This window comes from Pseudomonas sp. NFIX49 (assembly GCF_900115915.1).
Classification (GTDB): domain Bacteria; phylum Pseudomonadota; class Gammaproteobacteria; order Pseudomonadales; family Pseudomonadaceae; genus Aquipseudomonas; species Aquipseudomonas pharyngis.
The window spans coordinates 296602-308375 of record NZ_FOYE01000004.1 but is presented as its reverse complement, the minus strand read 5'-3'; the positions used below and the strand labels follow the sequence as shown (position 1 = coordinate 308375).

At 62.3% G+C, this 11774-nt stretch carries 10 protein-coding genes; 8 read left to right on the top strand and 2 right to left on the bottom strand.

Annotated features, from left to right (window positions below; genetic code table 11):
* Positions 1–126: 126 nt before the first annotated feature.
* Positions 127–909 carry a thermonuclease family protein gene (locus BMZ46_RS13365; protein WP_170844912.1) on the bottom strand — a complete coding sequence of 261 codons (783 nt, stop codon included), beginning with the start codon at positions 907–909 and terminating at the stop codon, positions 127–129.
* Positions 910–950: 41 nt separating this feature from the next.
* Entirely contained in the window at positions 951–1172 is a 222-nt protein-coding gene (gene rpmE, locus BMZ46_RS13360) for a 50S ribosomal protein L31 (protein ID WP_039772434.1), read from the bottom strand.
* A gap of 181 nt (positions 1173–1353) precedes the next feature.
* Here rpmE and BMZ46_RS13355 point away from each other — a divergent pair, with 181 nt between their 5' ends.
* The 8 genes from BMZ46_RS13355 to phaZ all read left to right on the top strand — a co-directional run bounded on the left by BMZ46_RS13355 (position 1354) and on the right by phaZ (position 11729).
* Entirely contained in the window at positions 1354–3573 is a 2220-nt protein-coding gene (locus BMZ46_RS13355; RefSeq protein ID WP_074689557.1) for a primosomal protein N', read from the top strand.
* Between the two features lie 210 nt (positions 3574–3783).
* Positions 3784–5520, top strand: a complete 1737-nt coding sequence (gene argS, locus BMZ46_RS13350) for an arginine--tRNA ligase (protein WP_039772437.1) — start codon at positions 3784–3786, stop codon at positions 5518–5520.
* A 1-nt stretch (position 5521) separates the two neighbouring features.
* Positions 5522–6238, top strand: a complete 717-nt coding sequence (locus BMZ46_RS13345; RefSeq protein ID WP_039772438.1) for an SPOR domain-containing protein — start codon at positions 5522–5524, stop codon at positions 6236–6238.
* 257 nt (positions 6239–6495) lie between these two features.
* Positions 6496–7026, top strand: coding sequence for an ATP-dependent protease subunit HslV (hslV, locus tag BMZ46_RS13335; RefSeq protein WP_003196958.1), 531 nt, complete (start codon positions 6496–6498; stop codon positions 7024–7026).
* A gap of 55 nt (positions 7027–7081) precedes the next feature.
* A complete protein-coding gene (gene hslU, locus BMZ46_RS13330) occupies positions 7082–8419 on the top strand; it encodes an ATP-dependent protease ATPase subunit HslU (RefSeq protein WP_039772441.1) in 1338 nt (445 codons plus the stop codon).
* Positions 8420–8496: 77 nt separating this feature from the next.
* Complete coding sequence (locus BMZ46_RS13325) at positions 8497–8868, top strand: gamma-butyrobetaine hydroxylase family protein (protein WP_039772444.1); 372 nt, start codon at positions 8497–8499, stop codon at positions 8866–8868.
* A gap of 258 nt (positions 8869–9126) precedes the next feature.
* The gene (gene phaC / locus BMZ46_RS13320; RefSeq protein WP_039772445.1) at positions 9127–10806 is read left to right on the top strand and encodes a class II poly(R)-hydroxyalkanoic acid synthase; all 1680 of its coding nucleotides are present in this window, start codon (positions 9127–9129) and stop codon (positions 10804–10806) included.
* A gap of 68 nt (positions 10807–10874) precedes the next feature.
* Positions 10875–11729 carry a poly(3-hydroxyalkanoate) depolymerase gene (phaZ, locus tag BMZ46_RS13315; protein WP_007952412.1) on the top strand — a complete coding sequence of 285 codons (855 nt, stop codon included), beginning with the start codon at positions 10875–10877 and terminating at the stop codon, positions 11727–11729.
* The last annotated feature ends 45 nt before the right edge of the window (positions 11730–11774 follow it).

Here is an 11774-nt window from a genome sequence, read left to right as displayed (position 1 = left end):
AAGTCCCCACAAGACTGCCCGGTCACCCCTGTCAAGCGCCCTGCCCTAAGACTTTGGGCCAAGAGCCACGGCGCACAAGGGCTAGACTGTTCACAATCGACAGAAAAAATGTCTACAATTTTTTCTTCAGCGGGACGGCTGGAGCATCGAAGGATCGGTCAACGGCAACAGCCAGCGCGCCTGACCTGATTTCAATCCACCACGCCGGGAACGGTCGACCACCCAGCCACGGGCCTCGATCTGCCTGCCCTTCAACGCCTGCAGAGCGGCGCTATCGAAGCGTTCCAGCAGATTGGGTGCAACGCGCAGTACAAGCTTGTCCTGCAACTCGATCCAGATTCCACCGCGATTGCGCTGAACCTTGCTCACACGACCGCTGACCAGCGCGAAACCCGAGCGCTCGATCTGCTCCGCTTTCAGTACAGGCGAGCGCTTCCACAAGCCAAGCCCGGCCTGTCGCGCGCTGTGTTCGGCGGCTTGCTGGCAATCGACAAGATCGACATTCGGTGCCACTGCGACCTGGAATCCAAGGCCATCGGCGAGCATTTGCGCTTCGAGACTGGCGCCGCTGACGCTGTAGAGATGGGCGAGCGTACGCCCGTAATGGTCTTTTTCTTGCGCACCAAGGCGCAAACCGACCCGACCGCCACTGTCGGCCACCAAGGCTTCCAGGCGTTTGCGCGCCGCCACGGCAAACGGTTCGTCGCTGCGCCCCTGCTTGCCCAGCTCGGGCGTGTTGAGGCCGATCAGGCGTACGCTGCGGCCGTCACTCAGGCGCACCGTGTCGCCATCGACAACTCGCTGAACCACCACGCTCGACAGCCCCGAGGGCATCGGGCAGAACGCCTGGGCGCCGGACAGCCAAATCGCGGACACAAAAAAGGCGCCCGCAAGGGACGCCTTTTTCATCAGTCTGGAGAAGCCGATATGACTTTCCAAAATGATCAGCCTCAGGCTTTTTTGCCGACGCCGAAAGTAGCGAAACGGTCTGCGAACTTCTGCACACGGCCGCCGGTGTCCAGAGTCTTCTGCTTACCGGTGTAGAACGGGTGGCATTCGTTGCAAACGTCGATCGCCAGGGCTTTGCCGAAGGTCGAACGAGTTTCGAACTTGTTACCGCAGGAGCAGGTAACAGCGATTTCTGGGTAATTCGGGTGAATTTCGGCTTTCATGGTGTCTTCCTCAGGCTAGCGTGCCGCCACCCAACACTATTGTTGAATACCGCACGTAATTAGGCCGCGGATTCTACCAGACAATGTCAATCGCGCAAGCTGTCACTGAGACCGACCGTCTGCTAGGCTCCCGGCCCAAACATCATCCCCGCTGCCTGTTAGCTTCTTATCGAGATCCCGCGTGCCCGACGCCATTCTGCGCCTCGCCCTGCCTTCGCCCCTGCGCCGCCTGTTCGACTATCGGGCCCCGGCCGGCGTGCTGCGTTCGCAGTTGCAACCGGGCATGCGCCTGCGGGTACCGTTCGGCCGGCGGGAGATGATCGGGATTCTGGTGGAAGTCTCCGACACCAGCGAAGTGCCGGTGGAAAAGCTCAAACCGGCGCTGGCGCTGCTAGACGCTACCGCCCCACTGCCGCCAGCGCTGTTCAAGCTGTGCCTGTGGACGGCTCAGTATTATCAGCACAGCCTCGGCGACACCCTGAGCTGGGCGCTGCCGGTGCTGTTGCGCCAGGGCGAACTGGCCGAAGCCCGTCAGGAACGGTTCTGGTCGGCGGCTCCCGGCGCCAGCCTCGATGACCCGCGCATCGCCCGCGCCCCGCGCCAGCGTGAAGCCCTCGCGACTTTGGCCCAGCACCCTCACGGCGTCGCCCATCAGTTGCTGAGCAAACTGATGCTGAGCAAGGACAGCCTCGACCTGTTGCTGGCCAAGGATCTGGTGCAGGTCGAAGTGCGCCGCCACGCCCCCGGCGCGCGCCATGAGCACTGGCTGGCCCAGCCGGAGCTGCCGCTCAACAACGAACAGCGCGCTGCGTATGAGGCGATTCGCGCCGGGTTCGACAGTTATCACGCGTTCCTGCTGGCCGGGGTCACCGGCAGCGGCAAGACCGAAGTCTATTTGCAACTGATCCGCGAAACCCTTGAGGCCGGTAAGCAGGCGCTGGTGCTGATCCCGGAAATCAACCTCGGCCCGCAGACCCTCGCCCGCTTCGAGCAACGCTTCAACGCCCGCATCGCCTTGCTGCACTCGGCGGTCAACGACCGTGATCGTCTGGACGCGTGGCTCGCCGCCCGTGACGGCGAGGCCGACATTATTATCGGCACCCGCTCGGCGCTGTTCACCCCGATGAAAAATCCGGGGCTGATCATCATCGACGAAGAACACGATGGCTCCTATAAACAGCAGGAAGGTCTGCGCTACCACGCACGGGACCTGGCGCTGGTGCGGGCGCGACAGGAAAACATCCCGATCGTGCTCGGCTCCGCGACGCCATCCCTGGAAAGCCTGCACAACGCCTACACCGGCCGTTACGGACTCCTACGCCTGAACGAACGGGCCGGAGGCGCCAAGCAGCCACGTTTCCTGCGCCTGGATGTGAAAAGTCGTCCCCTGGACAGCGGCATTTCCGGGCCGATGCAGCAAGCCATCGGCCAGACCCTCGCCGCCGGCCAGCAGGTATTGGTGTTCCTCAACCGCCGGGGATTTGCCCCGACTTTGCTGTGCCACGATTGCGGCTGGATGTCCGAGTGCCAGCGCTGCGATGCGCGGATGACAGTGCACCAGCGCTACGGCGAATTGCGCTGCCACCACTGCGGTTACGTCGAGCGCGTGCCGCGCCAGTGCCCGAAGTGCAACAAGGTCGATCTGCGCCCCGTGGGCGCCGGCACCGAGCGGGCCGAAGAACGGCTGGCGATTCTGTTCCCGGACTATCCGGTGTTGCGCGTCGACCGTGACAGCACGTCGCGCAAGGACGCGATGAACCAGCTGTTCGCCACGATCCAGAAAGGCCAGCCGTGCATTCTGGTCGGCACCCAGATGTTGGCCAAGGGTCACCACTTCCCTCGAGTGACGCTGGTGTCGATCCTCGATGCCGACGGTGGGCTGTTCTCCGGCGACTTCCGCGCCAGCGAGCGCATGGCGCAGCTGATCGTGCAGGTTGCCGGGCGTGCCGGGCGGGCGGAAGAACCGGGCAAGGTGATCATCCAGACCCACCTCGCCGACCATCCTTTATTGGTGCAACTGACCGAGCAGGGTTACTTCGCCTTCGCCGAACAGGCGCTGAGCGAACGCCGCGCCGCCGGCCTGCCGCCGTTCGCCCATCTCGCCCTGCTGCGCGCCGAAGCCCACAAGCCGGGGCAGGCCGAAGGTTTTCTCGATGAGGCATGCAGCGAGGCCGAGCGCTTGCTGGCCGAACAGAACCTGAGCGGCATCGAATTGCTGGGGCCGGTGCCGGCACCGATGGAACGTCGGGCCGGACGCTTCCGCGCGCAGCTGCTGTTGCAGGCCACGGCCCGGGCGCCGCTGCACCGATTGCTGGCGAGCTGGCTGCTGGTGCTGGAGCAGATGCCAAGCGGCCGGGCAGTGCGCTGGTCGCTGGATGTCGATCCTGTCGATTTGTATTGATCTGAAGATCGCCTTCGCGAGCAGGCTCGCTCCCACAAGGACTGCGCTTTACCTGTGGGAGCGAGCCTGCTCGCGAAAGCAGTCTATTTGTCACCACACATCCACATCCTGCCTGCTAAGGTTGGCAAGCCCGTCTTCGCAACGGATAATGCCCAGTTTTTCCACCCGCGCATCGATGCGCCGCCGCGCTTGCGGTCGAAAGAGAAGACCATGAAAGACACCATTCGCCAGCTGATCCAACAAGCCCTCACCCAACTCGTCAACGAAGGTGTGTTGCCTGAAGGCCTGACGCCGGCGATCCAGGTGGAAAACGCCCGGGACAAGACCCACGGCGACTTTGCCAGCAACATCGCCATGATGCTGGCCAAGCCTGCGGGCATGAAGCCGCGCGATCTGGCGGAAAAAATCATCGCCGCCCTGCCGGCTGACGAAAACGTCACCAAGGCCGAAATCGCCGGTCCTGGCTTCATCAATTTCTTCCAGAACACCCAGGCGCTGGCCTCGCGCCTCGACGCGGCTCTGGCCGACGATCACATTGGCGTGCGCAAGGCCGGCCCGGCGCAACGCACCGTGGTCGATCTGTCGGCGCCGAACCTGGCCAAAGAGATGCATGTCGGCCACCTGCGTTCGACCATCATCGGCGACGGCGTGGCCCGCGTGCTCGAATTCCTCGGCGACACCGTCATCCGTCAGAACCACGTCGGCGACTGGGGCACCCAGTTCGGCATGCTGATGGCGTACCTGCAGGAAAACCCGATCACCAGCGACGAGCTGTCGGACCTGGAAAACTTCTACCGCGCCGCCAAGCAACGCTTCGACGAATCCCCGGAATTCGCCGACCGCGCCCGTGGCCTGGTGGTCAAGTTGCAGGCCGGCGACGCTGAATGCCTGGCGCTGTGGACCAGGTTCAAGGACATCTCGCTGTCGCACTGCCAGAAGATCTACGAACTGCTCAATGTCAAACTGACCATGGCCGACGTGATGGGCGAAAGCGCCTACAACGACGACCTGATCAACGTGGTCAACGACCTGAAAGCCGCCGGTATGCTGGTCGAAAGCAACGGCGCCCAGTGCGTGTTCCTCGACGAATTCAAGAACGCCGAAGGTGAGCCGCTGCCGGTGATCATCGTCAAGGCCGACGGCGGCTACCTGTACGCCACCACCGACCTGGCGGCTGTGCGCTACCGCAGCGGCAAATTGAAGGCCGACCGCGCGCTGTACTTCGTCGACCAGCGTCAGGCCCTGCACTTCCAGCAAGTGTTCGCCGTGGCGCGCAAGGCCGGTTTCGTGACCCATCCGATGGAAATGGAGCACATGGGGTTCGGCACCATGAACGGCGCCGACGGCCGTCCGTTCAAGACCCGTGACGGCGGCACCGTGAAGCTGATCGATCTTCTGACCGAAGCGCAGGAACGTGCCTACGCATTGGTAAAAGAGAAAAACCCGACACTGGCCGACGACGAACTGCGCAGCATCGCCAAGGTTGTGGGCATCGGCGCAGTGAAATACGCCGACCTGTCGAAGCACCGCACCAGCGACTACAGCTTCAACTTCGACCAGATGCTCAACCTCGAAGGCAACACCGCCCCGTACCTGCTGTACGCCTACACTCGCGTGGCCGGGGTGTTCCGCAAGCTTGACAAGGATTACAGCGAAGTCGATGGCCAGATCGTCCTCGAAGCGCCGCAGGAACACGATCTGGCAGCCAAACTGGCGCAGTTCGGTGAAGTGCTGAACAACGTTGCGGAAAAGGGCACGCCACACACCCTGTGCACCTACCTGTACGAGGTCGCCGGCCTGTTCTCCAGCTTCTACGAGAACTGCCCGATCCTCACCGCCGACACTCCGGCACAAATGCAAAGCCGCCTGCGCCTTGCCGCGCTGACCGGCCGTACCCTCAAGCAAGGCCTGGAACTGCTCGGCCTGGAAACCCTGGAGCGCATGTAAGTTGGCTGCCAAGAAGAAACCTGCACCCAAGCGTGGCGCCAGCCGTTACCAGGCTCCAGCGAAGCAGCCGATTCCGGGCTGGCTGTGGATGGCCATCGGCCTGACGGTCGGCGCGTTCATCGTGTTTCTGATGAAACTGGAGCCGGGCAAGGGCAGCGACACGGTCAAGCGCGAGAAGGTCGAGCAACAGCAACAACAGAAAGCCAGCAAGATCGCCGAGGCCAACAAGACCCCGCCGAGCCCGACGCAACCGGTGAAGCCGAAGTACGACTTCTACACCCTGCTGCCGGAATCGGAAGTGATCGTGCCGCCTGATGCCGTGCCGGAGAAAACCCTGCCGACACCACAGGTGCCGGCAATCCCGACCACGCCGGTGACCCCGGCGGAAGCGGCGAAGATCGACACGGCGCGCGCGCAGGCTGCACTGGCCGGGATCACCCCGCCGCCAGCACCGCCGGTGACCAAGGCTGCACCGGTGACCAAGTTCTTCCTCCAGGCTGGCTCGTTCCGCAAAGAGACGGATGCCGACAAGGTCCGCGCGCAGATCATTCTGCTCGGCCAGGCAGTCGCGGTTGAGTCCGGGACGGTCAAGGATGAAACCTGGTATCGCGTACTGGTCGGCCCGTTCAGCAACCGCGAACAGCTGACCACCGCCCAGAAACAACTGGCGGGCGCCGGCTTCAGCAACCTGTTGTTACAACAACGTCAGAGCCGCTGATCCTCCTCACCGATCGTTCCCACGCTCTGCGTGGGAATGCCTCAATGGACGCTCCGCGTCCCTGCGGCAAGGGACGCGGAGCGTCCCGGGCTGCATTCCCACGCAGAGCGTGGGAACGATCATGTCGTTCTGCGTGGGAACGACCCCGCGCAAACCACCGCTCGTCCCCTCTCCCGCCCCGCAGTTGAAATCCTCTCCACCACCCCCATATGAATGGGCATAAGGCATTTTCGCCCCGCAGTGTGGAGACTCTTCCCTTGACCACCATCGTTTCAGTCCGCCGCCACGGCAAAGTCGTCATGGGCGGCGACGGCCAGGTTTCTCTCGGCAATACCGTGATGAAAGGCAACGCGAAGAAAGTTCGTCGCCTGTACCACGGCGAAGTCATCGCCGGTTTCGCCGGTGCCACCGCCGACGCCTTCACCCTGTTCGAACGTTTCGAAGGCCAGCTTGAAAAGCACCAGGGTCACCTGGTTCGCGCCGCCGTCGAACTCGCCAAAGAATGGCGCACCGACCGCTCCCTGAGCCGCCTCGAAGCGATGCTCGCGGTCGCCAACAAGGACGCCTCGCTGATCATCACCGGCAACGGTGACGTGGTCGAACCCGAAGACGGCCTGATCGCCATGGGTTCCGGTGGTGCCTATGCGCAAGCCGCCGCCAGCGCCCTGCTGAAGAAGACCGATCTGTCGGCCCGCGAAATCGTCGAGACCGCTCTCGGCATCGCCGGCGACATCTGTGTATTCACCAACCACACCCAGACCATTGAGGAGCAGGATCTCGCTGAATAAGCCTGACGCGGCCCCAGTGCCACGGCTTGTTTCTGCTTGAGGACCGTCAATTATTATGTCCATGACTCCCCGCGAAATCGTCCACGAACTCAACCGCCACATCATCGGCCAGGACGATGCCAAGCGCGCCGTCGCGATTGCCCTGCGCAACCGCTGGCGCCGCATGCAGCTGCCTGAAGAGCTGCGCGTTGAAGTGACCCCGAAGAACATCCTGATGATCGGCCCGACCGGTGTCGGTAAAACCGAGATCGCCCGTCGCCTGGCCAAGCTGGCCAACGCGCCGTTCATCAAGGTCGAAGCGACCAAGTTCACCGAAGTCGGCTACGTCGGCCGTGACGTCGAATCGATCATCCGTGATCTGGCCGATGCTGCGATCAAGATGCTGCGCGAGCAGGAAATGACCCGCGTTCGCCACCGTGCCGAAGACGCCGCCGAGGACCGTATCCTCGACGCCCTGCTGCCACCGGCACGCATGGGCTTCAGCAACGAAGAAGCGCCGACCCAGGATTCCAACACCCGCCAGCTGTTCCGCAAACGCCTGCGCGAAGGTCAGCTGGACGACAAGGAAATCGAGATCGAAGTCGCCGAAATGGCCGGCATCGAGATCGCCACGCCTCCGGGCATGGAAGAAATGACCAACCAGTTGCAGAACCTGTTCGCCAACATGGGCAAGGGCAAGAAGAAGGCCCGCAAGCTCAAGGTCAAGGAAGCGCTGAAACTGGTACGCGACGAAGAAGCCGGTCGCCTGGTCAACGAAGAAGAGTTGAAGGCCAAGGCTCTGGAAGCCGTCGAGCAGCACGGCATCGTGTTCATCGACGAAATCGACAAGGTCGCCAAGCGCGGCAATGTCGGCGGCGCTGATGTGTCCCGCGAAGGCGTGCAACGTGACCTGCTGCCGCTGATCGAAGGCTGCACCGTCAACACCAAGCTGGGCATGGTCAAGACCGACCACATCCTGTTCATCGCCTCCGGTGCGTTCCACCTGAGCAAGCCGAGCGATCTGGTGCCGGAGCTGCAAGGCCGTCTGCCGATCCGTGTGGAACTCAAGGCCCTGAGCCCGCAGGACTTCGAACGCATCCTCAGCGAACCGCACGCCTCGCTCACCGAGCAATACTGCGCGCTGCTGAAAACCGAAGGCCTGAACATCCAGTTCCAGCCGGAAGGCATCAAGCGTCTGGCGGAGATCGCCTGGCAGGTCAACGAGAAGACCGAGAACATCGGTGCCCGTCGCCTGCACACGCTGCTCGAGCGTCTGCTGGAAGAGGTGTCGTTCAGTGCCGGCGACCTGGCCAGCGCCCACGACGACAAGGCGATCGAGATCGACGCCGAATACGTCAACAGCCACCTGGGCGAATTGGCGCAGAACGAAGACCTGTCCCGTTATATTCTGTAGAGCTGCCAGCTCCGAGCTACAAGCGGCAAGCTGAGTTAAGCTTGCCGCTTGTAGCTTGCAGCTAAAGGCTTTTTTCTATGCTTCCCACCGACATCAAACTGCACAAAGCCTCGAAAACCCTGTCGCTCAAATACGCGTCCGGCGAGGAATACACCCTGCCCGCCGAATTCCTGCGCGTGCACTCCCCCTCCGCCGAGGTCCAGGGCCACGGCAAACCGATCCTGCAATTCGGCAAGCTGCACGTCGGCCTGACCAAAGTAGAACCGGCCGGTCAGTACGCACTGAAACTGACCTTCGACGACGGTCACGACAGCGGCCTGTTCACCTGGGATTACCTGTACGAGCTAGGGCGACGTCATGACGCACTCTGGGCCGATTATCTGGCCGAACTCAAAGCCGCCGGCAAAACCCGCGACCCGGACCAGTCCGTCGTCAAGCTGATGCTCTAGTCCGCGCCTCGGACTGTTTAGAGGGCATTTTCTAGATTCATCTGTTTGAATGCTCCGCTAAAGCGGCCCGGGATCGGCTGCTTGCGAAAAAAATCAATCTCGGGTAACCAATGGAACTGGCAAGTTCCCTGCAGTGCTCTACGACTGTAAAGCAGCTATGCAGAATCAACGGTCACCCGAGCAGTAGTACCTGGCATTGGCTGTGGAACTGCACAGCAGAAAACCGGGTACTCGTCTCAGGACAATGGAGCGTCGTAGATGAGTAACAAGAATAACGATGATTTGAAGTACCAGGCCTCGGAGAACACCCTGGGGCTGAATCCTGTCGTTGGGCTACGCGGAAAGGATCTGCTGGCCTCTGCTCGAATGGTGCTGACCCAGGCCATCAAACAACCTATCCATAGTGTCAAACACGTCACCCAGTTCGGCCTTGAACTGAAGAACGTGCTGTTCGGCAAATCAGATCTGCAACCGGCGGGCGATGACCGTCGCTTCGTCGATCCGGCGTGGAGTCAGAACCCGCTGTACAAACGTTATCTGCAAACTTACCTGGCATGGCGCAAGGAGCTCCACGCCTGGATCGACGACAGCAGCCTCTCGCCCAAGGACATCGCGCGCGGCCACTTCGTGATCAACCTGATGACCGAGGCCATGGCGCCGACCAACACCGCGGCCAACCCGGCGGCGGTCAAACGTTTCTTCGAGACCGGCGGCAAGAGCCTGCTCGATGGCCTCTCGCATCTGGCCAAGGATCTGGTGCACAACGGCGGCATGCCGAGCCAGGTCAACATGGGTGCGTTCGAGGTCGGCAAGAGCCTGGGTGTGACCGAAGGCGCGGTGGTGTTTCGCAACGACGTGCTGGAGCTGATCCAGTACAAGCCGATCACCGAACAAGTGCACGAGCGCCCGCTGCTGGTGGTGCCGCCGCAGATCAACAAGTTTTACGTATTCGATTTGAGCCCGGACAAGAGCCTGGCGCGCTTCTGCCTGCGCAACAATGTGCAGACCTTCATCGTCAGCTGGCGCAACCCGACCAAGGAACAGCGCGAGTGGGGCCTTTCCACCTACATCGAGGCCCTGAAGGAAGCGGTCGATGTGGTCACCGCGATCACCGGCAGCAAGGACGTCAACATGCTCGGCGCCTGCTCCGGCGGCATCACCTGCACCGCCCTGCTCGGCCACTACGCGGCGATCGGCGAGAACAAGGTCAACGCCCTGACCCTGCTGGTCAGCGTGCTCGATACAACGCTGGACAGCGACGTCGCGCTCTTCGTCGACGAGCAGACCCTGGAGACCGCCAAGCGCCATTCGTACCAGGCCGGCGTGCTCGAAGGCAAAGACATGGCCAAGGTCTTCGCCTGGATGCGCCCCAACGACCTGATCTGGAACTATTGGGTCAACAATTACCTGCTCGGCAACGAACCGCCGGTGTTCGACATCCTGTTCTGGAACAACGATACGACTCGACTGCCGGCCGCGTTCCACGGCGACCTGATCGAGATGTTCAAAAACAACCCACTGATCCGCCCCAATGCACTGGAAGTGTGCGGCACGCCGATCGACCTCAAGCAGGTGACCGCCGACATTTTCTCGCTGGCGGGCACCAACGACCACATCACGCCGTGGAAGTCCTGCTACAAGTCGGCGCAGCTGTTTGGTGGCAAGGTCGAATTCGTGCTGTCCAGCAGCGGGCATATCCAGAGCATTCTGAACCCGCCGGGCAACCCGAAATCGCGCTACATGACCAGCGACGAAATGACCGCCAATGCCGATGACTGGCAGGAAAACTCGACCAAGCACGCCGACTCCTGGTGGCTGTACTGGCAGGCGTGGCAGGCGGCCCGTTCGGGCGAATTGAAGAAAGCACCAACGAAACTGGGCAACAAGGCGTATCCGGCAGGCGAAGCTTCACCGGGCACTTACGTTCACGAGCGGTAACCGACACACCTCACTCCCTTTCGGGAGTGAGGTGAACACTGAGATTGCGACCCACAGGGCCTTGAAGCATGCCGCACCCGTTCATCTTTCGAACCGTCGAGCTGGATGGCCAGACCATCCGCACGGCGGTCCGCCCCGGCAAGCCTCACTTGACGCCCTTGCTGATATTCAACGGCATCGGCGCCAACCTGGAGCTGGTGTTTCCTTTTGTCGCGGCGCTGGATCCGGACCTGGAAGTGATCGCCTTCGACGTGCCCGGTGTCGGTGGCTCTTCGACGCCGAGCCGTCCGTATCGCTTTCCCGGGCTGGCGAAGCTCACCGCGCGGATGCTCGATTACCTCGACTACGGACAGGTCAACGTGATCGGCGTGTCCTGGGGTGGCGCGCTGGCGCAGCAGTTCGCCTACGACTATCCCGAGCGCTGCAAGAAGCTGGTGCTGGCGGCGACCGCCGCCGGTGCGGTGATGGTGCCGGGCAAGCCGAAGGTGCTGTGGATGATGGCCAGCCCACGGCGCTACATCCAGCCGTCCCATGTGATCCGCATCGCCCCGATGATCTACGGCGGCTCGTTCCGCCGCGACCCGACACTCGCCGCCAGCCATGCGGCCAAGGTGCGTTCGGCGGGCAAACTCGGCTACTACTGGCAACTGTTCGCGGGCCTGGGCTGGACCAGCATTCACTGGCTGCACAAGATCCACCAGCCGACGCTGGTGCTGGCCGGTGATGACGATCCGCTGATCCCGCTGATCAACATGCGCATGCTCGCCTGGCGAATCCCCAACGCGCAGCTGCACATCATCGACGACGGGCATCTGTTCCTGATTACCCGGGCCGAGGCGGTGGCGCCGATCATCATGAAATTCCTCCAGGAGGAACGTCAGCGTGCGGTGATGCATCCGCACCCGACACCGCTGGGCGGATAACCGTCCCGGCACGGATTTCTGGACAGCGTCTTGCAACGTGTCCAC

What these genes read in the sequence shown, in the direction of transcription:
- BMZ46_RS13365 (WP_170844912.1), bottom strand. Translation starts at nt 909, where the DNA reads ATGAAAAAGGCGTCCCTTGCGGGCGCCTTTTTTGTGTCCGCGATTTGG.
- rpmE (WP_039772434.1), bottom strand. Translation starts at nt 1,172, where the DNA reads ATGAAAGCCGAAATTCACCCGAATTACCCAGAAATCGCTGTTACCTGC.
- argS (WP_039772437.1), top strand. Translation starts at nt 3,784, where the DNA reads ATGAAAGACACCATTCGCCAGCTGATCCAACAAGCCCTCACCCAACTC.
- hslU (WP_039772441.1), top strand. Translation starts at nt 7,082, where the DNA reads ATGTCCATGACTCCCCGCGAAATCGTCCACGAACTCAACCGCCACATC.
- BMZ46_RS13325 (WP_039772444.1), top strand. Translation starts at nt 8,497, where the DNA reads ATGCTTCCCACCGACATCAAACTGCACAAAGCCTCGAAAACCCTGTCG.
- phaC (WP_039772445.1), top strand. Translation starts at nt 9,127, where the DNA reads ATGAGTAACAAGAATAACGATGATTTGAAGTACCAGGCCTCGGAGAAC.
- phaZ (WP_007952412.1), top strand. Translation starts at nt 10,875, where the DNA reads ATGCCGCACCCGTTCATCTTTCGAACCGTCGAGCTGGATGGCCAGACC.